The sequence below is a fragment of the Rhodococcus sp. WY5 genome (assembly GCF_018588185.1).
Classification (GTDB): domain Bacteria; phylum Actinomycetota; class Actinomycetes; order Mycobacteriales; family Mycobacteriaceae; genus Rhodococcus_F; species Rhodococcus_F qingshengii.
The window spans coordinates 2,809,174-2,831,265 of sequence record NZ_JAAMPR010000001.1 but is presented as its reverse complement, the minus strand read 5'-3'; the positions used below and the strand labels follow the sequence as shown (position 1 = coordinate 2,831,265).

At 64.1% G+C, this 22,092-nt stretch carries 18 protein-coding genes; 6 read left to right on the top strand and 12 right to left on the bottom strand.

The window, feature by feature from the left end:
- Genes G4D79_RS13280 through G4D79_RS13270 form a run of 3 tightly spaced genes read right to left on the bottom strand, consistent with a single transcriptional unit; the run spans position 1 to position 3,795 of the window.
- Positions 1-1,938, bottom strand: a complete 1,938-nt coding sequence (locus G4D79_RS13280; RefSeq protein WP_041815135.1) for a VWA domain-containing protein — start codon at positions 1,936-1,938, stop codon at positions 1-3.
- Between the two features lie 9 nt (positions 1,939-1,947).
- Complete coding sequence (locus G4D79_RS13275) at positions 1,948-3,324, bottom strand: ATP-binding protein (RefSeq protein ID WP_085998896.1); 1,377 nt, start codon at positions 3,322-3,324, stop codon at positions 1,948-1,950.
- A gap of 54 nt (positions 3,325-3,378) precedes the next feature.
- Positions 3,379-3,795 (bottom strand): VOC family protein, encoded by a 417-nt coding sequence (locus G4D79_RS13270; protein WP_007727590.1) that lies wholly within the window; start codon positions 3,793-3,795, stop codon positions 3,379-3,381.
- 85 nt (positions 3,796-3,880) lie between these two features.
- Here G4D79_RS13270 and G4D79_RS13265 point away from each other — a divergent pair, with 85 nt between their 5' ends.
- The 3 genes from G4D79_RS13265 to G4D79_RS13255 all read left to right on the top strand — a co-directional run bounded on the left by G4D79_RS13265 (position 3,881) and on the right by G4D79_RS13255 (position 6,122).
- Positions 3,881-4,453 carry a DUF4126 domain-containing protein gene (locus G4D79_RS13265; RefSeq protein ID WP_007727593.1) on the top strand — a complete coding sequence of 191 codons (573 nt, stop codon included), beginning with the start codon at positions 3,881-3,883 and terminating at the stop codon, positions 4,451-4,453.
- A 27-nt stretch (positions 4,454-4,480) separates the two neighbouring features.
- The gene (locus G4D79_RS13260) at positions 4,481-5,449 is read left to right on the top strand and encodes a S9 family peptidase (protein WP_054828129.1); all 969 of its coding nucleotides are present in this window, start codon (positions 4,481-4,483) and stop codon (positions 5,447-5,449) included.
- Positions 5,450-5,900: 451 nt separating this feature from the next.
- Positions 5,901-6,122: a hypothetical protein gene (locus G4D79_RS13255; RefSeq protein ID WP_003946391.1), complete on the top strand. Its 222-nt coding sequence runs from the start codon at positions 5,901-5,903 to the stop codon at positions 6,120-6,122.
- A 76-nt stretch (positions 6,123-6,198) separates the two neighbouring features.
- Here the strand turns inward: G4D79_RS13255 and purH are convergent, their stop codons facing one another.
- The 4 genes from purH to G4D79_RS13235 form a co-directional block, all read right to left on the bottom strand.
- Complete coding sequence (gene purH, locus G4D79_RS13250; RefSeq protein ID WP_003946407.1) at positions 6,199-7,758, bottom strand: bifunctional phosphoribosylaminoimidazolecarboxamide formyltransferase/IMP cyclohydrolase; 1,560 nt, start codon at positions 7,756-7,758, stop codon at positions 6,199-6,201.
- Entirely contained in the window at positions 7,751-8,470 is a 720-nt protein-coding gene (purN, locus tag G4D79_RS13245; RefSeq protein ID WP_081558239.1) for a phosphoribosylglycinamide formyltransferase, read from the bottom strand. The genes purH and purN overlap by 8 nt, the downstream gene beginning before the upstream one ends.
- Before the next feature lie 6 nt (positions 8,471-8,476).
- Positions 8,477-10,009 carry a DUF6350 family protein gene (locus G4D79_RS13240; protein WP_007727603.1) on the bottom strand — a complete coding sequence of 511 codons (1,533 nt, stop codon included), beginning with the start codon at positions 10,007-10,009 and terminating at the stop codon, positions 8,477-8,479.
- A 121-nt stretch (positions 10,010-10,130) separates the two neighbouring features.
- Positions 10,131-11,174 carry a DUF5336 domain-containing protein gene (locus tag G4D79_RS13235; protein WP_081558240.1) on the bottom strand — a complete coding sequence of 348 codons (1,044 nt, stop codon included), beginning with the start codon at positions 11,172-11,174 and terminating at the stop codon, positions 10,131-10,133.
- Positions 11,175-11,260: 86 nt separating this feature from the next.
- On the opposite strand from G4D79_RS13235, the gene G4D79_RS13230 reads away from it, so the two are divergent.
- Complete coding sequence (locus G4D79_RS13230; protein ID WP_003946418.1) at positions 11,261-11,896, top strand: YigZ family protein; 636 nt, start codon at positions 11,261-11,263, stop codon at positions 11,894-11,896.
- A 42-nt stretch (positions 11,897-11,938) separates the two neighbouring features.
- On the opposite strand, the gene sucD is transcribed toward G4D79_RS13230, so the two are convergent.
- The 3 genes from sucD to G4D79_RS13215 form a co-directional block, all read right to left on the bottom strand.
- Entirely contained in the window at positions 11,939-12,841 is a 903-nt protein-coding gene (sucD, locus tag G4D79_RS13225) for a succinate--CoA ligase subunit alpha (RefSeq protein ID WP_003946432.1), read from the bottom strand.
- Between the two features lie 15 nt (positions 12,842-12,856).
- Positions 12,857-14,026 carry an ADP-forming succinate--CoA ligase subunit beta gene (sucC, locus tag G4D79_RS13220; RefSeq protein ID WP_003946426.1) on the bottom strand — a complete coding sequence of 390 codons (1,170 nt, stop codon included), beginning with the start codon at positions 14,024-14,026 and terminating at the stop codon, positions 12,857-12,859.
- A gap of 179 nt (positions 14,027-14,205) precedes the next feature.
- Positions 14,206-16,047 carry a hypothetical protein gene (locus tag G4D79_RS13215; protein WP_235867893.1) on the bottom strand — a complete coding sequence of 614 codons (1,842 nt, stop codon included), beginning with the start codon at positions 16,045-16,047 and terminating at the stop codon, positions 14,206-14,208.
- A 232-nt stretch (positions 16,048-16,279) separates the two neighbouring features.
- Here G4D79_RS13215 and G4D79_RS13210 point away from each other — a divergent pair, with 232 nt between their 5' ends.
- A complete protein-coding gene (locus G4D79_RS13210; RefSeq protein WP_054828357.1) occupies positions 16,280-17,302 on the top strand; it encodes a M23 family metallopeptidase in 1,023 nt (340 codons plus the stop codon).
- A 78-nt stretch (positions 17,303-17,380) separates the two neighbouring features.
- On the opposite strand, the gene pcrA is transcribed toward G4D79_RS13210, so the two are convergent.
- Entirely contained in the window at positions 17,381-19,873 is a 2,493-nt protein-coding gene (gene pcrA / locus G4D79_RS13205) for a DNA helicase PcrA (protein WP_003946394.1), read from the bottom strand.
- Between the two features lie 316 nt (positions 19,874-20,189).
- Here pcrA and G4D79_RS13200 point away from each other — a divergent pair, with 316 nt between their 5' ends.
- Positions 20,190-20,516, top strand: coding sequence for a chorismate mutase (locus G4D79_RS13200; RefSeq protein WP_003946362.1), 327 nt, complete (start codon positions 20,190-20,192; stop codon positions 20,514-20,516).
- 74 nt (positions 20,517-20,590) lie between these two features.
- Here the strand turns inward: G4D79_RS13200 and G4D79_RS13195 are convergent, their stop codons facing one another.
- Positions 20,591-22,045: an NAD-dependent succinate-semialdehyde dehydrogenase gene (locus G4D79_RS13195; protein WP_007727613.1), complete on the bottom strand. Its 1,455-nt coding sequence runs from the start codon at positions 22,043-22,045 to the stop codon at positions 20,591-20,593.
- Between the last annotated feature and the right edge of the window lie 47 nt (positions 22,046-22,092).

The window sequence follows — 22,092 nt, the reverse complement described above, 5'->3', positions numbered from 1 at the left end:
TTAACGGCGACCTCGCATGTAGTCACTCACGACGGCTGCGCCGAGGCCGTCCAGGTCCGGTGCGATGACGCGTCCACCCACCCGGTGCGCCATCCGGTCGACCACCCTGGCCAGACCTGGATCCTCACCGAGGCGGAAGAACGTGACCTTGGCGCCCAGCCTGGCCACTGCGTCGAGTGCTCGAACCGTCAAACCGAGGGTTCGCGCACTCGGCGGGTAGTCGAACCTGGCTTCTCCGTCCGCTTCGAGATGAGCCGTCGGCTCACCGTCGGTGACGATCAGTACCACCGGCTGTGCGTTGGAGTGGCGTCGAAGATGCCTGGCCGCCAACAACAGTGCGTGGTGCAGGTTGGTTCCCTGGTCCCACGCGCCGTCCAAACCAGCGAGCTCCGACGGGCTCAGCACGTGCGCGTGGCGTCCGAAGGCGATCAACTGGAGTTCGTCGCTGCGAAATCGCGTACTCACCAGATGATTGAGTGCCAGAGCGGTGCGCTTCATCGGCACCCAGCGATCTTCCATCACCATCGAGAACGACGTGTCCACCAGGAGAGCAACCGCAGCCTGACTGCGCTGTTCGGTTTCGGCCACCTCGACGTCGACGACGCTCAGCCGCACCGGCATTCGGCCCGGGTCACGCAGGACGGCGTTGGTGATGGTTCTCGTGACGTCCCACGGTTCCGTGTCCCCGAATTCCCATTCGCGGGACGCTCCGGTCGGTTCACCCATCGCACCGGCCCGACGCGTATCGCGTTGGCCGGTTCGCGACGACAGTTGCCCGGCGACATCGCGCAGAGCAGTCTGCCCGAGCTGTCGCATGGCTTTGGGCGACAAGCGCCATTGACCGTCTGGTGCGCGATCGAAGAAACCCTGTTCCTGTAAAGCCTTTTCGAGATCGGCCAGGGTGCGAGCATCAGCGGCGGCTTCGTCGCCGAGTTGCCGCGCGAGTAGCTCGGGGTCGATGTCGTCGAGCGCTGCGCCTGCATACTGCTGCGACAGTTGATCTGCCAGCGATTCCAGCTCGGCGATGTCCTGCAGGGCACCGGTTCCCTCACCCAACCCCATTCCGTTGTCGCCGCGGAACTGTTGCGAACCTTCCCAGTCCTCACCTGGCCGAGCCGCCTGAAGAAACTGGTCGAGTTGACTCAGCTCACTCATCAGGCTCGGATCGCCGAACGCCTGCTGCGCCAACGCATCCAACTCGTCACGCTGCTCCTGCGAGAGCGAGTTACGCAATCGTTGTGCGGCCGCCGCGCGCTGCGCCAACGAATCCAGAAGTTCGTCGACGTTGCGCGGGTTGTCCGGGAAATACTGCCCGTGCTTGTCCATGAATTCCGCAAACTGCTCCGGAGTGTCGACACCCCGAGAGTGCGCATCGAGCAGTTGATTCAGATCTGCCAGCATCTGGCGAATCTGCTCACGATCCTCGTCGGTAGCGCCCTCGAGTGCCTGCTTCATTCCCGAGAAGCGTTGATCGAGGACCTCACGTCCGAGCAGATCACGAATCTTCTCGTAATCCGCGCGCGCCTGTTCGCTGCGCCAGTTGTAGTCGGCCAGATCTTGCACGGCCTGAGCTGTCGACGGCGGTAACTCCTCGATCCGCATTTCGTTGAATCGTGCGTCGTCGTCGAGAGCACGTGCCAATTCTTTGCGCTCTTCGAGCACCGCCTTGTCGAGAAGCTTACGAACCTCGTCGAGAGTTCCGTCGAGATTGTTGCGGCGCAGCAACTCGCGTCGACGCCGGTTCGCCTGGGCGGCAAGGTCGTCGAGCCCGCGCATGTCCCGGTTGCCTCGGCGCAGGAGCTCTCGGAGGGCATGGCGCGGCGACGTGCCCGACAACACGTCGTCGCCGATTGCTGCCAGGGCCTCGCGCAGATCCACGGGAGGCGCCAGCGGATCGGGACCACCGTCGTAAGGCCCGTACCGCGGATTGTGGATCATCACTGCCCCTTACGAATACACCGAGCGGCCGCCCGGGCCTTGATCTTTGGAGATCCGGCGCGCGAGGTAAAGCCCTTCGAGGGCAAGTTCGGCACCGGCGGCACGCTCGCCGTCGGATTGCGCGCCGAGGCGTTCGGCTACTTCGTCCAGGACCTCGAGGTCCGGAAGCTCGTCGAGAAATGCCTTGGCCGTGACAGATTCACCGGTGACGATCGTGTTGCCCATCTCCACCGCAGCAACCAGCATCCCCAGGTCGATCCCGCCGAGACGTACCCGAACCGTATCGGCCGTCGCGCGACGCAGCAGGTGCTCGAGCACCTCCAGTTCTCGTCCCTCTTCACCGGATTCGAACTCGACCTTGCCGCGAAGAACCTCGACCACGGACTCGAGATCGACGGGCCGTGCAACAGGATCGGCTTCGCCGAGCACCGCTGCCCGTCGTACCGCGGCGGCACTGACGGTTTCCGCGCCGGCGACGGCAAAGCGTGCCGACACACCCGATCGCTGGTCCACCGAGGTGGATTCGCGTAGCAAGCGCGTGAACCTGGCAAGAATTTCGAGAAGGTAGTCAGGCACCTCCGCGGCCAGGTGCGCCTCCTGCTCGATCACCGCGATCTCGCCCGCCAACTCGACGGGGTAGTGAGTGCGGATTTCTGCGCCGAAGCGGTCCTTGAGCGGTGTGATGATGCGCCCGCGGTTGGTGTAGTCCTCGGGGTTGGCGCTCGCGACCAGAAGAACGTCCAACGGAAGCCGAAGCGTGTACCCGCGGACCTGGATGTCCCGCTCTTCCATCACGTTGAGCAAGGAGACCTGGATGCGCTCGGCGAGGTCGGGAAGCTCGTTGATGGCCACGATTCCGCGATGCGCGCGGGGCACGAGACCGAAGTGAATGGTCTCCGGATCACCGAGGCTTCTACCTTCGGCCACCTTGACCGGGTCGACATCTCCGATCAGGTCGGCGACCGAGGTGTCCGGCGTTGCCAGTTTCTCGGAGTACCGCTCGCTGCGGTGTCGCCAGGCGATCGGGAGGTCGTTACCCAGTTCCTTGGCTCGACGTATCGAAGCCGGTGTGATCGGCTCGTACGGGTGCTCCCCCAGTTCCGAGCCTTCGATGACGGGCGTCCACTCGTCGAGCAGGAGCCCGAGAGTGCGAAGCAACCTCGTCTTTCCCTGACCTCGTTCGCCGAGCAGAACCACGTCGTGGCCGGCGATCAGCGCCCGCTCGAGTTGCGGGGCGACCGTGTCCTCGAACCCGACTATCCCGGGCCAGGGGTCACGGCCGTCCCGCAACGCGGCGAGAAGATTCTCTCGTAGTTCTTCCTTGACACTTCGCTGTACGTGTCCGGAGGCGCGTAGCTCTCCGAGGGTTTTTGCGACAGTCACCACTCCACGCTACGAGTGTTTTCGGGGTTTCGCCTCTCGCCGAGGAAGTTCGGTCGCTCAGCCCTCGATGTTCTCGGGATTCATCCAGATGATTTCCCAGATGTGGCCGTCGGGATCCTGGAAGCTGCGGCTGTACATGAAGCCGTGATCCTGCGTCGCGTTTCCTTCGGAACCGCCGGTCGCGAGCGCCTTGTCGACGAGGGCGTCGACGGCCTCACGGGTCTCGGCCGAGAGACCGAGCAGCGCTTCCGTCGACGTCGAGGTGTCGGCGATGCCCTTGGTGGTGAAGGTCTTGAAGAAGGGCTCGGCCAACAGCATCACGACGATGGTGTCACTGATGACCATCGACGACGCATTCTCGTCGGAGAACTGCGTGTTCTTGGAGTATCCGAGGCCCTCGTAGAAGGTGGTGGCCTTGCCGAGGTCCTTGACGGGCAGGTTGAGGAAGAACATCGGCTGCGGGTTTGTCGCCATGAAAGGTCCTTTCCGAGACTTTGCTGTGCGCCTTTATTAACCGCCGGCGGTTAATAAAGGCGCACAGTAGACCTAAACTCCACCCATGGATACCTGGGTGTTGCCGGCCATGCTCGGCCTCGGACTCGCCGCAGCGTCCGGAATGCGAACCTTCCTGCCGCTGCTGATGCTCAGCGCTGCCGTCCACTTCGAACTGTTCGGGATCACCGTCGGCGAGTCGATGCGGTGGATCGGATCGACCGGCGCGCTGGTCGCATTGGCAATCGCCGCGGTGGTCGAACTGGGTGCCGACCTCATTCCGTTCGTGGACAACGCACTCTCGGTGATCGGGAACGTCACCGGACCGATTGCCGGAGTGATCGCCGCCTGGGCGGCATTCAGTCATCTCGACCCTGCGATGGCCGCGTTGGCGGGCATCATCGTCGGAGCGCCGACGGCGTTGACGTTCAGCGCCGCGCAGACCGGCACTCGCGCGGTCAGTACGGCCACTACCGGTGGGCTGGCAAATCCCGTCGTTTCCGTCATCGAGGATGTGCTGACTTTCTTCACTTCCTTGATCGCGATGATCTTGCCGCTCCTGATCATTCCCCTGCTCGCCGCGCTCTTGTGGTTCAGCTGGCGTGGCTGGCGTCGTGTCCGGAGTCTGCGCACCGCCTGACCGCACCGACCTGGTAGACAAGTCGTCATGTCCGACACCGAGATCTCGTTCCAATCCGGCGACGTCACCCTGTACGGGAGTCTTCGCCTGGCCGCCTCACCCGACGCCCCTGCCCCGGCCGCGCTGATTCTGGCCGGCAGCGGCCCCACCGATCGCAACGGCGACAGCGCCCTCCTCGAAGGCGACATCGGAACTCTGCGGTTCATCGCGGATCTTCTTGAAAAACAAGGGATTTCAAGCCTGCGTTACGACAAGCTCGGCAGTGGCGAAACCGCCCTCGGTGACTACGACATCGAGGACATCGCCGATCTCGGCTTCAACACTTTTGTCGACGCCGCCTCCGACGGACTGGACTACCTCGCCGGGCAACCCGGCGTCGATCCCGAGCGCTTGTTCGTGGTGGGACACAGCGACGGCGCCGTAGTCGCACTGGCTCTCGCCACCGCGAAAGAGGGCACGAGAGTCAGCGCCCTCGCACTGCTCGAGCCACTGAGCGTCAGACTTCTCGATCTACTCACGACGCAGATTCACCGCCAGCTCGACGCCGTCGTCGGCGCCGGTCAGTTGCCGGTCGAACTGGCTGACGAACTGCGCGTCGCGCTCGCCGATGCCGTCGAGTCGCTGCGATCCGAGGGCACTGTTCCGGATGACCTGCCCGAGCCGCTGCAGAATGCGGGACTCGTACACGCCAATGCCAAGGCACTCGCCGAGGAAGACGCATTGGACCCGGTTGCGCTCGTGGCGGCGCTACCGGCGGGCATGCCCGTTCTCACGAGCTGCTCGGACAAGGACATCCAAGTCATTCCCGCCGATGTCGCGGCACTCGACGCCGCGCTCTCACATACAGCGCTGACTTCCGTGCGGATGCGCAACGCCAACTTCGTACTCAAGGACATCGGCGACGAACAGTCCACCGGTGCCGACTACGTCGCGCCGCTTCCGTACTCGGCAGAGTTCTCGGAGCCCTTCACAGCGTGGGTCCGTTCGTTCTCCTGATCACGTACAGACCGAACGTCCTCTTTTTCAGGTAGAAAGTTCCCTCCGCGAACCATCGCGGAGGGAATTCTGCTTTCTACGCCTGACCTGCAACGCAGACTCTTTCAATCCAGCGAGCCCGGGGACAGAAGTCACCCGGAGTTTACGTTCGCGGCGCTCTTTATTGGTGCGAACCCTCGATCCGTGCTGTACGGTCATCCATTAACCAGCAACGCCACACAGAAGGGAACGGACATCATGTCGCTACACCCGCACGTCGTATCCGTACCTTCGTGGCGCAGCTGCACCGCAGACAAGCACATTTTTTCGGCCGCAATGTCGGCCAAGCACATGGGCAACAAGCGCGGTGTACCCCGAGAATGATCCCCAGTTTCACCGGATTCGTTCTCGGGCACCCAGGGCAAACGCCTCGGGTGCCTTTTCTTTTACCTTTCACACGCAGGAGCACCACATGAAACTTCGAGTCAACCAACTGTCCATCGCGCCGCCGTATGTCGATCTGCCCGGTGACCTCACCGGATACGCCGTCACCCTGGATCTTTCACACTCCGATGCGGCCCACGAAGCTACCCTCGGCGCATTGATCAGCGAGATCCGCAGTCGCGGAGCCTCACGCGTCGTCATCACCGGCTCACCGCGCGAACTCCAGGGCACCCACAGCAGCGCCGCCTGAAAGACCCGGGCGGCCTGAATGCAGAACGGGCCCCGAACTCCCGTTGAGGAGTCGAGGCCCGCTACCGACGTAGGAGTCAGTGCGCGAAGTGGCGCGCACCGGTCAGATAGAGAGTGACACCGGCTTCCTTGGCTGCGGCAATCACTTCGTTGTCGCGAACCGAACCACCCGGCTGCACAACAGCCTTGACGCCGGCGTTGAGCAGCACCTGCAGACCGTCAGGGAACGGGAAGAACGCGTCCGAAGCTGCAACCGAACCTACGACGCGGTCACCGGCTCGCTGAACAGCCAGATGCGCTGCGTCGACGCGGTTGACCTGGCCCATGCCGACGCCGACAGAGGCACCGCCGGAGGCCAGCAGGATCGCGTTGGACTTCACCGAACGGCTGGCGCGCCAAGCAAATTCGAGGTCAGCGAGAGTCTCGGCATCGGCAGCCTCACCGTTGGCGAGGGTCCAGTTGGCCGGGTTGTCGCCGTCGGCGTCCAGGACGTCGCGCTGCTGGAGCAAGGTACCGCCGGAGATCGGACGCAGTTCGATTCCGGTAGCGGTCGGAGCGGCTGCCTTCAGAACACGAATGTTCTTCTTACGCTGCAGAACCTCGACAGCTCCGTCTTCGTACGAGGGCGCGATGACGACCTCGGTGAAGATGTCGGCGATCTGCTCGGCCAGTTCGACGGTGACCTCGCGGTTGGCAGCGATCACACCACCGAAAGCACTGACCGGATCGCATGCATGCGCCTTGCGGTGGGCGTCGGCGATGTCGGTGCCGATGGCGATGCCACACGGGTTGGCGTGCTTGATGATTGCGACGGCCGGATCAGTGAAGTCGTACGCTGCGCGCCACGCTGCGTCGGAGTCCGTGTAGTTGTTGTACGACATCTCCTTGCCGTGCAACTGCTCCGCCTGAGCCAAACCTGCAGGCGCAGCCGGGTTTTCGTACAGCGCAGCGTCCTGGTGCGGGTTCTCGCCGTAGCGAAGAACAGCGCTGCGGTTCCAGGTCGCACCGACCCAGGCCGGGAACAGCGAACCGTCCTCGTCAGCGGCGATCGTGCTCGTCATCCAGCTCGCAACAGCGACGTCGTACGACGCAGTGTGCTGGAAAGCCTGCGCTGCAAGCACAGTGCGCTCACGCAAGGTGAATCCGCCACCGGCAACGGCAGTCAGGACGTCGGCGTAACGAGCCGGATCGACCACGACGGCAACCGACGGATGGTTCTTGGCTGCAGCACGCACCATCGACGGGCCGCCGATGTCGATCTGCTCGACACACTCGTCCGGGCTAGCGCCCGAGGCAACCGTCTCGGTGAAGGGGTACAGGTTCACGACCACCAATTCGAAGGTCGCGATGCCGAGTTCCTCGAGCTGAGCGAGGTGATCCGGCTTGCGGGTATCGGCGAGAACGCCGGCGTGGACGCGCGGATGCAGCGTCTTCACACGGCCTTCGAGGCATTCCGGGAATCCGGTCAGAGCCTCGACCGGCGTCACGGGGATTCCGGCGTCGGCGATCTTCGACGCGGTCGAACCGGTCGAGACCAACTCGACACCGGCCTCGTGCAGGCCCGTGGCCAGCTCGATCAGACCACTCTTGTCGTAGACGCTGACAAGTGCACGGCGCACAGCCTTGCGTTCACTCACTGGGGATCACGGCCTTTCGTCCATCGGAAACCACTCCGCGCGTAGCAACAGCGGCGATGACGTCCGCCAACAACCGTCGCTCCACAATTTTGATGCGTTCATGCAACGAAGACTCGGTGTCGTCGTCATGCACCGGCACAGCTTCCTGCGCCAAGATCGGCCCGGTATCAACTCCGCCGTCGACGAGATGCACCGTGGAACCGGTGACCTTCACGCCGTACGCCAGAGCGTCGGGAACCGCGTGCGCGCCGGGAAAGGCAGGCAGCAACGCGGGATGAGTGTTGATGATTCGGCCGCCGAAACGCTCGAGAAAGCTGGGGCCGAGGATTTTCATGAAGCCTGCGCTGACCACGAGATCGGGTTCGTACTCGGCCACTGCTGCTGTCAGCGCCTCGTCCCAGGCGGCACGATTTTCGTAGGTCTTGATCGAGACCTTGAAGGACGGGATCTTCGAATCCACAGCGTGCTCGGCGGCGAGGCAGTCACGATCTACACCCACGGCAACGATCTCGGCGGGGTATCCCTCGGCATGCGAAGCGTCGATCAGCGAAGTCAGCAGGGTTCCAGCGCCGGAAGCGAGTACGACTACCCGCGCGACCGAGTCGCGAAATTGGACCCTGTCGGGCATTGTCGGCTGCGGATTGTCGGCCGAGGCAGTCAGCGCACTACTCCTGAGAACTGGAAGATGATGCGGCCGGAGTATCGGCCGCATGACAGCCTAGTCGCTGGACTCCTGCGGCTTCGAGGGCAGGTCGGTCTCCGGCTCGGCCCCGGCTGTGGGGTCCGCCTCGGGTGCCGCGACAACCTCCGCGTCGACTACTTCGATCTCGACGGTTTCCTCTGTCACTACCTGCACGGGTTCGCCTGATTCTTCGACAATTTCGGCTTCGACGACCTTGGTCACTACCACCGCAGATTCCTGGGCGAGCACTTCGTCGGCGTTTTCGTCGTCCTCGCCATCCGTTGTGGCCGCGGCCGTGATCGCAAGTTCGGGCTCGGATGCTCGAGCCGGTTCAGCCGTCGGCGGCGCAACCTCGTCCTTCATGTGTCCGCGGTGTGAGAACCACATCGCGAACAGCGCCGAGACGGTTCCGAACAATCCCAGCCACGCAAAAGTCAGAAGACCGAAGCCCCACCACAGGACCTCGACGGTGCCGAACTGCCCGAGGTCTCCCCCCGCAGCAAGGGCAAGCAGAGCCATGACGACGCCGGCACCGGCAGCTGCCGTCAGCACTGCGAGCACACTGTCCTGCCCGGCGATGCGTCGAGCGCAATCGCGGCCGAGCATCACACCCACCGCAGCCGGAACGATCAACAGCACCGGCCAGATTCCGCCGGCGACGCCTTCCGGAACCGCTCCGAGAAGGGGCAAGGGTGGCAGATCTCCACCGATGTTGCCGAACACGCTGATGGAGACGTTTCCGAAATCGGCCGTCGATCCCGTCATCACCGCGGCTGCACCGACCACGAGGTTCGGCAGGTAGAGCAGCGACAACACCGTCAATCCCAGTACGCCGACAAACCCGTTGCCGCGTGCGAGTAGGTCACCGACCGTCGACCACGACACGAGTAGTGACACCACGACGGCCACGGCGCCCGCAGCCAGCAGCGCTGCCGACGCGGCCGCGGCCGGACGAACAGCGGCAGATGCCCACGGCGGAATCTCGGCGACGACGCGATCCCAGTGCGCAGCAGCAACACCGACGGACGCGGCGATCAGGTGAATCCCGGCGACCCAGCCGAAAGCGGCCAACGTGTTGGGGCTCGACAGCGGAATTGCCGCGGAGGCGTCGGCGACAACGGCGAGAGCGATTGCCGTGATAGTCAACGGCCCGGCTACTGCCGCCCCCACCAGGCGGAGGGTGTCGTCACGGGAGTCGGTGTGCACCGCAGTCGACGCGCATCGGCGTGCGACCACCCACATCATGACCGCCGTTGGAAGCAGTGGCAGTACACCGAGTTGGACGCCGCTGATAGTCGCCGGCACCTGGTGGATGACCAACCAGGTGGTGGCAATGGCGCCGAAGGTTCCGGTCAGGTCGCTGCTCGCCGATACCAAAGTGACCACGACGACAGCCGCGATCAGCAGCATCGTCAGGCCCGACGGTCGGAAGGCGACGGTCAGCAGCTTGCGCGCCAGGTCCGGGTTCGGTCCCGGGCGACCGCCGCCGACGCGGCCGCTGCCAGTACGACCACGTCCGGGTCGTGAGGACGTGGGACGGGACCGGGTGCCATCAATCAAAGAACTCATCCCCTCGAGGGTTTCACTCGACAGTGCGCCGCGCACTCAGGCGCGCCGTCGGGCTCACGGAATGTGGCCTCCACCCGCAGCGGGTCGGAGGCCACATTCATGTTCGTGAAACGAAGAAGTACTACTGCTGACGCTCGTCGGGGTTCTGCGAGCCGAAGACCTTGGTCTCGGCCGCGGAATCGCTGCTGCCCTGGTCAGGTTCCGCAGACGGCGTCGGCGCTTCGAAAGTGGGCGGCTCGAAGCCCGTCGGCTGCTCGGTCGAGCCAGTCTGCTGCTGGTTGTACGGCTGGCCGTAACCGCGTGGAGCGGTGAACTGATCCGACGAGTAACTCGGGTTCGGCTGGCCACCGGGCTGAGAGGTCAGCGGATAGTAAGACGACGTCGTCGCGGCCGACGAGTCGGTCTGTCCGGGATTTTGCACCGGGTTCTGCCCGTAGGGAGACGCAGTCTGGCCGTAAGGCGGCTGCGAAGCGGTCGGGTCTGTGGGGGCGGCGTGCGCTCCCCCGTATCCCTGCTGCTGCGCCTGCCCGTACTGCGGATTCTGCTGGTACTGGCCCGGCTGCTGAGCCTGCTGAGGCTGGCCGTACTGAGCCTGTCCGTATCCCTGTGGCTGACCTGGCGCCTGCCCCGGCGCCTGGCCGTAAGGCTGCTGCTGACCGTACTGCTGAGCTACCGGTCGGGGCGCGGGCGCCTTCAGGATTCCGATCTCGAACAACAACGCGGCGACTGCGACGACGGTCTGCACGAACGAGAGGATCAGCACGATGATCAGGCCCCAACCGAGGCTGATGTCGACGTAGTCGCTGGTACCGACGGAGAACGCGGCGAACACCAAAGCGAAGAAACCCGTGAGGGTGAGCGCTGCGGCAATGCCTGCATACGACTGCTTCGGGAGCAACGAGACGCCTGCGACCACACCGCCGGCGAAAACGAATCCGAGGCCGTAGATGCTCGATTCGAAGAAACTCGAACTGGTATCCAGGCCGCTACCGATGCCGCTGCTGCTTCCACTGATCGACGTGAAGGGCGCAAAACCGAGCAGGAAATTGATCAGGCCGAGTGCCGCGACGGCGATGAGCAGGATGAATCCGAGATTCTTGGTTCCACCGCCCGCTGCCGGCTGATTCGGTGGCCCGAAGCTGGGCCCTTGCGGCGTGAACGTCATGACTTCTCCTCGTAGACGGTCTTCGATGGTTACCAGCGTATGTGTCTCGACTTCGCACGCTAACACCGACAGGAGACAATGGGCAGATGCCCTTCACCCTCGCGCCCGGCGCCGACCACGTCGTCGAAACCGAGGTGAAGCACTCACGATTCATCGCCGCGCTTCACCGAGTAGACGACGCCGAAGCCGCCACGGAGTTCGTCGCGGAGCAGAAATCGCTGTATCCCGATGCGCGCCATCATTGTTCGGCTTTCGTGATCGGATACGAGGCGAACTCACGCGTCGAACGTGCACACGACGACGGTGAACCGGGCGGCACTGCCGGGGTACCGATGCTTCAGGTTCTCAAGTCTCGAGATCTGGTCGATGTGATTGTTGTCGTCACGCGCTATTTCGGCGGAATCAAGCTCGGCGCCGGTGGATTGGTCCGCGCGTATTCGGGAGCGGTCTCGGTGGCTCTCGATTCGGCCGAGCTTGTGGCCAGGGAGAGAAAGGTCCTGCGCACTTTGGCGATCCGGCACTCAGAGGCCGGTCGGGTGGAAGCGGAGCTGAGAGCGCGGGGCGTCTCGGTGCTCGGAACTACGTATGGATCGAAGGCGGTGATGACGCTCGCCGCCGGTGACGCCGACGATCTCGATTCGATCGTCGCATCCATCACATCCGGTGCCGGGCAGTTGGAACCTGCCGGGTCGATGTGGGTCGATACCACTGTGCGTGGTTAAGGAGTCCGGAGACTCCCTAACCACGCACGGGGGCGAAGCCCCTTACAGGGACTGAAGAATCTCGCGAGCGAGAGCAGCGGTGGCGGACGGCGTCTTGCCGACCTTCACGCCTGCAGCTTCGAGAGCTTCCTGCTTGGCCTGAGCCGTACCCGAGGAACCGGAGACGATGGCGCCGGCGTGGCCCATGGTCTTGCCTTCGGGAGCGGTGAAGCCTGCCACGTAGCCGACGACCGGCTTGGTGACGTTGGCCTTGATGTAATCGGCTGCACGCTCTTCCGCGTCGCCACCGATTTCACCGATCATCACGATGACCTTGGTCTCGGGATCCTTCTCGAACGCCTCGATGGCGTCGATGTGGGTGGTTCCGATGACCGGGTCGCCGCCGATGCCGATGGCGGTGGAGAAGCCGAAGTCACGGAGTTCGTACATCATCTGGTAGGTCAGGGTGCCCGACTTGGAGACCAGGCCGATGGGGCCGGTGCCTGCAATGTTGGCGGGCGTGATGCCGACGAGGGCCTCACCCGGGGTGATGATGCCGGGGCAGTTCGGTCCGATGATGCGCGTCTTCTTGCCCTTGGACTCGTTGTACGCCCAAGCGTAAGCGGAGTCCTGAACCGGGATGCCCTCGGTGATGACCACGAGGAGCGGGATCTCCGCGTCGATGGCCTCGACGATGGCGTCCTTCGAGAAGGCCGGGGGAACGAATGCGATGGAGACGTCTGCGCCGGTCTCCTTGATTGCCTCTTCGACCGTCGCGAAGACGGGGAGCTCGACAGGGGAACCGTCAGCAGCAACGTGCGAGACCGTGGTGCCGGCCTTGCGAGCGTTGACGCCGCCGACGACCTGGGTGCCGGCCTTGAGCATCAGAGCGGTGTGCTTGGTGCCCTCGCCGCCGGTGATGCCCTGGACGATGACCTTTGAATCCTTGGTGAGGAAGATTGCCATTGTTCTGTGAGTCCCTTACTTCGCTGCGTGAGCGAGTTCGGCGGCCTTGTCGGCGGCCTCGTCCATGGTTGCGACGACCGTGACCAGCGGGTGGTTGGCCTCGGCGAGGATGCGACGACCCTCTTCGACGTTGTTTCCGTCCAGGCGAACGACGAGCGGCTTGTTGGCCTCGTCACCCAGGGTCTTCAGTGCGCCGACGATGCCGTTGGCAACTGCGTCACACGCGGTGATGCCGCCGAAGACGTTGACGAACACGCTCTTGACCTGTGCATCGTTGAGGATGACATCCAGGCCGGCAGCCATGACTGCAGCGGAAGCTCCGCCGCCGATGTCGAGGAAGTTGGCGGGCTTGACGCCACCGTGGTTCTCGCCGGCGTATGCGACGACGTCCAGGGTGGACATGACCAGGCCTGCGCCGTTGCCGATGATTCCGACCTCACCGTCGAGCTTGACGTAGTTGAGGTCGTTTTCCTTGGCCTTGAGCTCGAGGGGATCGGTAGCGTCGCGATCCTCGAATGCCTCGTGGCCGGGCTGACGGAACGCTGCGTTCTCGTCGAGGGTGACCTTGCCGTCGAGGGCGAGGATCTGATCGTCAGGCGTACGAACGAGGGGGTTGACCTCGACGAGGAGTGCGTCTTCGCCGATGAAGACCTCCCACAGCTTCTGGATCGTCACGGCCGCTGCGTCGAGCACCTCTGCGGGCAGCTTTCCTGCCTCGGCGATGCTGCGCGCGAACGCGAGGTCGACGCCCTTGACTGCGTCGACGGGGATCTTGGCGAGAGCGTCGGGGTTCTCCTCGGCGGTGACCTCGATCTCGACGCCACCCTCTACCGAGCACATGGCCAGGTAGGTGCGGTTGGTGCGGTCGAGCAGGAAGGAGATGTAGTACTCCTCGGCAATGTCACTTGCCTCTGCGACCAGCAGCTTCTTGACGACATGGCCCTTGATGTCCAGGCCCAGGATTGCCTCGGCGTTTGCCACTGCGGCATCCACGTCGGGCGAGTACTTGACGCCACCGGCCTTGCCGCGGCCGCCTACCTTGACCTGTGCCTTCACCATCACGGGCTTACCGATTTCTTCGGCAATCTCGCGTGCGCCGGCGACTGTGTCTGTAACACGTCCAGCCGAAGTCGGCACTCCGTGCTTGGCGAAGAGTTCCTTCGCCTGGTATTCGAAGAGATCCATCTGCTCACCGTCTCGTCTGCGTTGTCACCCGCTCGAGGGGTAGGAGCGGGTCTGTTCTGGACTTTAACCAGTTGCCGCGTTCGGTTTGCGCCCGCATTGATGCTATGTGGCCCAAGTCACGCGCAATTGCCCGATGAGGCACGCCTCACCGATTCGGCAAGGTGGCCACACCGAATTTGTCAAGCATCAGTCTCACTGATTCTTGCGCTCGAGAACGCTGCAACGAGAAGCAACACTATGCCCGTGGCCGCTGTGATCGCACCCACCCCCACGGTTGCGTCCGATATGCGCGATGACGTGAGTGGCCACTCACCCACATACACCAGAGCTGCCACGGCAGATCCGATCAGCAATGCCGCGCCCCGCGACGGCCGCGCGGACGCTGCGATCACAGCGGCGATCACGACGGTGACGCCGACGAGCAGCTGACCCCAGACGTCAATTCCCCACGGCCACTCCAGAACTGAGGCCGCCGTATAGGCGTCGCCCTGATAGAGGGGAAGCGCGGTTCCGATCAGGACAGCGACGGCGCCGATCCCACCGACGAGAAGCACCAGCCCTCTCGAACCGCCACCTACCGACGTGTCGACATCCTCACGCTCGGCGCTTCCCGCCAGCCAGACGAGCAGTCCCGTCGCCGCAGCGAGGAAAGCCGCGCCGCAGAGCACGAAGGCACCGGCCCCCAACCCGACGCCCGGTACGTCCGTGGCGATGACAGCCGACTGCATGACAGCGGCGACTCCCATCACGACCGTGGTCCACAACACGCCGACGGCCGGCCGCACCACCGCGGCGCGGCCCGGGGCGAACAGGCCCAGACCGGCGACCAGCAGTACAGCAGCCGCGAGCAAGACAACTCGAGACGAAAGCATGGACGGTTCGGGGATGTTCTCCGGCAACGACAGGACCGGAAGTGCCACCCCCAGGGCTGCCACTGCTGCGGTGACAACTGCGCCGATACCGGCAACGCGGTGAAGTCTGTTCACCCGCGCTTTCGCCGCCCGGGACTGAGCCACCATCGCCGCTTTCAGCGCACCCTTTGTCGTCTTCGCGGGTGCGCGAACCACACTTTCAGCGGGAATCGCATCTGTTTCACGCCTGGAAGCGAGGTAGGGAGCTGAAACTCCGATCACGGCGATGACCACAGCGGCCAGTGCCCCGACCACCGATCCCGAACCGACGCCGATCCGATCGCCGGCCGCGAACCCAGCCATCACCCTGGTTCCACTGACTGCGAGTGCGCCGAGACCGACACCGATCAGGGCGCCGCAGCCCACCGGTAGCGAGATGGACGTCAATGCCGCCGCGACCGCAACGAGTACCGCGACGCCGACCAATCCCGTACCGACGGCGGTGGCCGCCGCCGAGTCGACGAGCGGTTTGACCAGAAAGATCGGATCCTGCGAACTGAAGGAAGGACCGAACAGGGAGAGCACGAACACCACCGCGGCCAGAATCAGCAGCGCAGTCGGCCATCCGCCGATCCGCCCGCCAACCGATCGCCCGTCGAATTCCGCGGCGCGAGCGCTGCCGTATCCGTCCCGCTCCGATTCACGATGGACGACCATGAAGCCGAGGACACCGGACACCACAAGAAGTCCGTGGCCCGCGAGCGCGAGATAAGCGCCCGGACCCGCATCGATCGAACCCGCCGAAATCGGACGGAAAAGGTCCAAGCGGTTTGCATCGATTGCGTCGACGAACAACTGAACGTCGAGGATCGCCGCGCCGAGGGACACCGCGCCGATACCTGCCAGGAGTCCACCTGCGAAGGCGGGCCTGCGCCCCGAGGTGAGCACCGCAACCAGCGGCACGACGATCGTGCAGACGGCAGCGAAGAGAGCGGCAGAAGCAAGAGCCCCCGTCGTGTCGACCCCGCGGCCACTCCCGACTCCGACGACGGGACTGGCTGCCACTCCGACGGCACCGAGCAGTCCGATTACCGCCGCGAGTGGCGCCCCGGACTTCACTCCGGGGTCGTCGATACGCGCCTGCGACGTAGTTCCAGGTGTTGTGGACACTCGATCGACGGTAGTGCCTGAATGGACCGGTGATCCGGTTGTGACACGCGTGATCACGAAACGAGATGATTCGTCCGTTTTGCCCGGATCGGCATATTCCCAGGTCAAGCTGTGAGGCACGTCACATAATCGGACAGGTTTCCGCTACGGCTTGCGCCCATCGCAATCATTTCGTTACCGTCAGTCGGTCTAAGTCACGGGCTGATCACGAACTCGAGGAGAGAACCGGCATATGCATCACCGCAGCCAGTTCACCGCTAGTAGGTTCTCGAACTCAGCTCCAGACGAGGTCACGACCACTTATCCAACGCACTCGGCCAGGCGTTACACCGAGACCAAAAGTTCTGAGATCTCTACCGATATGTTCACTCGAAATTCATCCTCCACGTCGTCAGATTCCGACTCTCACGAGTTCGTCGAGTCCGACGTGATCAGCACCCCCACTTACGCCACCTCCGCACCGACAGTCGATGTCGAATCTCCGGTTCGCCGCAGCGGTGCTCACCGACTCCCCACCCCTCCCTCCGCTCTCAAGGGCCGCGCCGCCGTTCTGGCAGTTGCAGCCGGCGCGGTTGTCGCCGCGGGCCAGGCAGTTGTCAACGACGGTTCCTCTTCTGCCGCCGACCACTCGGAAGTTGCACTCGCCAACGAGTCCTCCGCGATCGGTACCACCGCAGAACCGCAGGCCGCTCAGTTCGCTCCGGCCACCTCCACGGCAGCCACCACCGAGGCCGACGCTCCGCAGGTCCTCAACGTCGCAGCGCCGACCGACCTCTCCCAGTTCAGCAACCTGCTTGCCAAGGGCCAGCGTTTCAGTGACGAGCGCGCAGCACGCGAAGCCGCTGCCCGTCGCCCGCTGTTCGTCCTGCCGGCAGTGGGCACGTTCACGTCCAACTTCGGCACCCGCTGGGGCACCCTGCACGCCGGCGTCGACATCGCCGCCCCGATCGGGACGCCCATCGTCGCCGTCGCCGACGGCAAGGTCATCGATTCAGGTCCGGCTTCCGGGTTCGGCATGTGGGTACGCCTACAGCACGCAGACGGAACGATCACCGTCTACGGCCACATCGACACGTCCACCGTCACGGTCGGTCAGCAGGTCATGGCCGGAGACCAGATCGCCACTGTCGGCAACCGCGGCTTCTCCACCGGCCCTCACCTTCACTTCGAGGTTCATCTCGCCGGCGAGAACAAGATCGATCCCCTCCCCTGGCTCGCCTCACGCGGCATCAGCCTCGGCGTCGAGCAGGACTGATCGCAAGCCCAACGCTTCTGATGAAAAACTTCCGGCCCGCACCTTTCCAGGTACGGGCCGGAAGTTTTTGCCTGTCTTCTACAGCTTGACCATCGGCACACCGCCGATGAGCATCAACCGCACCTTGCCCGCGCTACCGAAGTCGATGGTGACCGTCGCGGTGGGGCCAGTGCCCTTGGTTTCCAACACGGTGCCCAGACCGTACTTGTCGTGACTGACGCGGTCACCCGTGGCGAGGACCAGAACGTTGTTGCGGCCACGCGCGGCACCGAAACTGGGAGTCGACGCGGCCTTGCCGGACCCTCCCCCGTAGTTCTGCCCGCCGCCGTATCCCTGGCCGCCCTGGCTGCCGTAGCGGCTTCCGCTGCCGTAACCCGGCCTGCCGCTTCCGAATCCGCCACCGGTGCCCGGATCCTCACGGCGCCAGTTGATCAGGTCCTCCGGGATCTCCTGGATGAACCGCGACGCCGGGTTCTGGATCGGTTGCCCCCACGCCGAACGCATGATCGCGCGCGTCAGGTACAGGCGCTGCCTGGCACGGGTGATGCCGACGTAAGCAAGTCGACGCTCTTCTGACAGCTCCGCCGGATCGCCGAGGGCGCGCATGTGCGGGAACTGCCCGTCCTCCCAACCGGTGACGAAGACGACCGGGAACTCGAGGCCCTTGGCGGTGTGAAGCGTCATCATGGTCACGACGCCGTCGTCGGAGTCCGGCAGTTGATCGGCGTCGGCGACAAGCGATACCCGTTCGAGGAAGGCGGCAAGCGAACCCGGATCGGGTTCACCTTCACGCATTGCTGCGGTTTCCTCGTCGTCCGGATCGATCAGCCCGGCCGCGTTTCGCGCGTCGGAACTGAATTCCCTTGCCACGCTGACGAGTTCGTTCAAGTTGTCGAGTCGCGCGCCATCCTGCGGATCGCTGCTCGCCGCAAGCTCGGCGCGGTAGCCGGTGCGCTCGAGCACCGCCTCGGCAACCTCACCGATGTCACCGAGCTCGAACGGTTCGTCCTCGTCGGCGGCCGCTGTCGGTAGCAGGGCCCGCAGCCCGTCCATCATCTCGAGGAACGACGCGATGGCCTTCTGTGACCGCGTATTGAGCAGCGCCACTTTGCCTTCCGCGCCGTCACGGAGAGCGGCGGCGAAGCTGATGTTGCGATGCTCGGAGTGCACGGCGACGCAGGCTTCGGCTCGATCACCGATACCGCGTCGGGGCGTGTTGAGAATGCGTCGCAGGCTCACGGTGTCGTCCTCGTTGGCGAGGACGCGCAGATACGCGACGATGTCCCGAACTTCCTTGCGCTCGTAGAAGCGAACGCCGCCGACCACCTTGTACGGCACTCCGAGTCGAATGAAGATCTCCTCGAGCGCGCGCGAGGAGTTGTTGGTCCGGTAGAACACCGCGATGTCGGCGAACTTGGTCTCGCCCTGGTCCACCAGCCGATCGATCTCCGAGGCGACAAACGATGCTTCGTCGTGCTCGTTGTCTGCAACGTAGCCGACGATCAGTTCGCCTTCACCCGAATCGGTCCACAGACGCTTTTCTCGTCGGCCGGTGTTCTTGGAAATCACGGAGTTGGCCGCAGACAGAATGTTCTGCGTCGAACGGTAGTTCTGTTCGAGAAGGATGGTCCGAGCATCCGGGTAGTCGCGTTCGAACTCTTCGATGTTGCGGATAGTGGCTCCGCGGAACGCGTAGATCGACTGATCGGCGTCACCGACGACGCACAGTTCGGCCGGGGCAACGGCGTGGTCGGACTCGCCGGCTCCACCGACCAGTTCACGCACAAGCATGTATTGCGCGTGGTTGGTGTCCTGGTACTCGTCGACGAGCACGTGACGGAAGCGGCGGCGGTAGTACTCGGCGATCTGTGGAAACGCCTGAAGAAGCGCGACGGTCTCACCGATGAGATCGTCGAAGTCGAGTGCGTTCGCCGCACGCAGCCGCTGTTGGTAGTGGCCGTAGACCTTGGCGATCAGTCGCGGAAGTTCGGCCGGATCCTGATCGGCTGCGACAACCGCCTCTTCCGGTCCGACGAGTTCGTTCTTCAGGTTGGAGATGTGAGTGGCGAGAAGCCGCGCGGAGAATCGTTTGGTGTCGAGCTCGAGGTCCTTCGAGATCATCGTCAGCAGTCGACGCGAATCGTCGGAATCGTAGATCGAGAAATTCGAGTTCAAACCGGGCAGGAGCGCCGCCTGTGCTCGCAGGATCCGCACGCAACTGGAGTGGAACGTCGATACCCACATGGCGTTGGCACGCGGTCCGACAAGAGCTGCCACACGCTCGCGCATCTCGGCCGCAGCCTTGTTGGTGAACGTGATGGCCAGGATCTGACCGGGGGTGACACCCCGTTCGGCCAACAGATAGGCGATGCGACGCGTCAGCACTGCAGTCTTGCCCGAGCCGGCTCCCGCGACTATCAGCAACGGCGAACCGGCATGGACCACGGCCTCGCGCTGTTGCGGGTTGAGACCCTCGAGGAGGGCGTCCGAACCCGCGTCGTGTCCCCGCGCGCCGCCCCCGTCGTGCTGGGAATGTCCGTCGTGCTCACCGAGTGCTGGGTACGTGTTCATCGCCTGTCCACGCTACCGGCGTCCACCGACACGGTCGTCAGTGCGTCCACCTGCTGGTAGAGGCACTTGGATTACCTGTGTCGAGCATGGCAAACTGGACGCTATGTTCAGCATTTCCGTTCGCGACAACACGGCCGACCCCGTCGGCCCGCTGTGGCGTTACTTTACGTGCCCCGGACCTCGGTGCACGTGATCTGAACAGCTCACCCGCCCCTGGTCCGAATCGGATCCGGGGCATTTTCGTCAGTGTGCCTGGATCGGTAACGACCCGAGCCGAGACCACGATCCACGCAGTAGGAAGAGGAGACGAATAGCAATGAGCACCCAGGCTGCAGCCCCCCATGGAAATACTGTCGATACTGTAAAAACTGCTCCGACAGACGTCGAGATCCCCCAGAGTGAGGCGGAGATCGACGAACTACGGAAAGAAATCGACCGTCTCGACGCCGAGATCCTCGCGGCCATCAAACGCCGCTCCGAGGTCTCCCAGATCATCGGCCGTACCCGGATGGCATCGGGTGGTCCGCGTCTGGTGCACAGCCGCGAGATGAAGGTCCTCGAACGATTCAACGAGCTGGGCCAGGAAGGCCACACCCTCGCGATGCTGCTCCTGCGCCTGGGCCGCGGACGCCTGGGCCACTAGCGCACGACCTGTTCACTTGCGAACGGCCACATCGGATGCCTCTGGCAGTCCCGATGTGGCCGTTCGCGTGTGTATCAGCTCTCGAGCGCGATGTACTTCGTGTTCAGGTATTCCTCGATCCCCTCGGTCCCGCCCTCGCGGCCGAATCCGGATTCCTTCACGCCACCGAACGGCGCTGCCGCGTCCGAGATCACTCCGCGGTTGACGCCGATCATTCCTGATTCCAGTGCGTCGGAAACCCGAAGCGCACGGTCGAGATCCCTCGTGAAGATGTACGCGGCCAGTCCGAACTCGGTGTCGTTGGCGGCTGCGATTCCCTCGGCTTCGGTGTCGAAGCCGGTGATCGCGGCGACGGGTCCGAACACCTCTTCTTTCAGAATCCGCGCGCTGGCCGGAACGTCTGCCAACACCGTGGCTGGATAGAAGTACCCTTCACCACCCGGCGCTTCGCCGCCCAGTCGCACCTTCGCCCCGGCATCCACCGCATCTGCAACCAACTCCGCGACCGTGTCGAGTTGGTTCTGGTTGATCAGCGGGCCGAGCTTCGTCTCCGGGTCGGTACCGGGTCCCATCGTGAAAGTCGCCATCTTCTCGGTCAGCTTGGTCGTGAACTCTTCACGCACGGCGTTGGCGACGTGGAACCGGTTGGCGGCGGTGCATGCTTCGCCTCCGTTGCGAAGCTTCGCCAGTACCGCGCCCTCGACTGCCTTGTCGACGTCCGCGTCGTCGAACACCACGAAGGGTGCGTTGCCACCCAATTCCATCGACGTGCGGAGCAATCGCTTCGCGGACTTCTCCACCAGCATCTTGCCGACGCCGGTGGACCCGGTGAAGGTGAGCTTGCGCAGTCGAGGGTCGTCGATGAGAGGGCCGGTCACTTCACCGGATTTCGACGTCGGCAACACCGAGAGGACTCCGTCGGGCAACCCGGCTTCGGCCATGAGCTGAGCAAGCAACAACATCGTCAACGGGGTCTCCGAGGCGGGCTTGACGATGATCGTGCAGCCGGCGGCCAACGCCGGGCCGATCTTGCGGGTACCCATCGCCAACGGGAAATTCCAGGGAGTGATGGCCAGACACGGTCCGACCGGCGCTTTGGTGACAAGGATCCGGCCGTTGCCCGCCGGGGCCGGCGTGTAGCGCCCGCCGATGCGAACGGCCTCCTCGCTGAACCACCGGAAGAACTCAGCCCCGTACTTCACCTCGGCGCGACTTTCGGCGAGTGCCTTGCCCATTTCGAGGGTCATCAGCAGCGCCACGTCCTCCGCTCGCTCGGTGATCTTCTCGAAGACGGCTCGCAGGATTTCACCACGCTCGCGCGCAGGTGTGCTCGCCCACTTCGACGAGACGGCCACGGCTTCGTCGAGAGCGCGCAGCGCGTCCGCGGGGCTCGCATCGGCGACATCGGTCAACGATTTCCCGGTCGCCGGATCCGCCACCGGGAAGGTCGCGTTGTTCTCCGCGGGCACGAACCGACCGCCGACGAACAACTGGGTGGGAACTGATCGAATGAATTCGAATGTGTCCATGGGTTCCATGATGCTCGTCGGAGCCGCGTCCGTCTGCCCGCGAGCGA

Excerpts from the sequence above, each read along its gene's own strand:
- G4D79_RS13195 (WP_007727613.1), bottom strand. The coding sequence starts at position 22,045 with ATGGACACATTCGAATTCATTCGATCAGTTCCCACCCAGTTGTTCGTC.
- G4D79_RS13210 (WP_054828357.1), top strand. The coding sequence starts at position 16,280 with ATGCATCACCGCAGCCAGTTCACCGCTAGTAGGTTCTCGAACTCAGCT.
- G4D79_RS13280 (WP_041815135.1), bottom strand. The coding sequence starts at position 1,938 with ATGATCCACAATCCGCGGTACGGGCCTTACGACGGTGGTCCCGATCCG.
- G4D79_RS13255 (WP_003946391.1), top strand. The coding sequence starts at position 5,901 with ATGAAACTTCGAGTCAACCAACTGTCCATCGCGCCGCCGTATGTCGAT.
- G4D79_RS13260 (WP_054828129.1), top strand. The coding sequence starts at position 4,481 with ATGTCCGACACCGAGATCTCGTTCCAATCCGGCGACGTCACCCTGTAC.
- G4D79_RS13265 (WP_007727593.1), top strand. The coding sequence starts at position 3,881 with ATGGATACCTGGGTGTTGCCGGCCATGCTCGGCCTCGGACTCGCCGCA.
- sucC (WP_003946426.1), bottom strand. The coding sequence starts at position 14,026 with ATGGATCTCTTCGAATACCAGGCGAAGGAACTCTTCGCCAAGCACGGA.
- G4D79_RS13235 (WP_081558240.1), bottom strand. The coding sequence starts at position 11,174 with ATGACGTTCACGCCGCAAGGGCCCAGCTTCGGGCCACCGAATCAGCCG.
- G4D79_RS13270 (WP_007727590.1), bottom strand. The coding sequence starts at position 3,795 with ATGGCGACAAACCCGCAGCCGATGTTCTTCCTCAACCTGCCCGTCAAG.
- sucD (WP_003946432.1), bottom strand. The coding sequence starts at position 12,841 with ATGGCAATCTTCCTCACCAAGGATTCAAAGGTCATCGTCCAGGGCATC.
- G4D79_RS13230 (WP_003946418.1), top strand. The coding sequence starts at position 11,261 with ATGCCCTTCACCCTCGCGCCCGGCGCCGACCACGTCGTCGAAACCGAG.
- G4D79_RS13200 (WP_003946362.1), top strand. The coding sequence starts at position 20,190 with ATGAGCACCCAGGCTGCAGCCCCCCATGGAAATACTGTCGATACTGTA.
- G4D79_RS13240 (WP_007727603.1), bottom strand. The coding sequence starts at position 10,009 with ATGAGTTCTTTGATTGATGGCACCCGGTCCCGTCCCACGTCCTCACGA.
- pcrA (WP_003946394.1), bottom strand. The coding sequence starts at position 19,873 with ATGAACACGTACCCAGCACTCGGTGAGCACGACGGACATTCCCAGCAC.
- purN (WP_081558239.1), bottom strand. The coding sequence starts at position 8,470 with ATGCGGCCGATACTCCGGCCGCATCATCTTCCAGTTCTCAGGAGTAGT.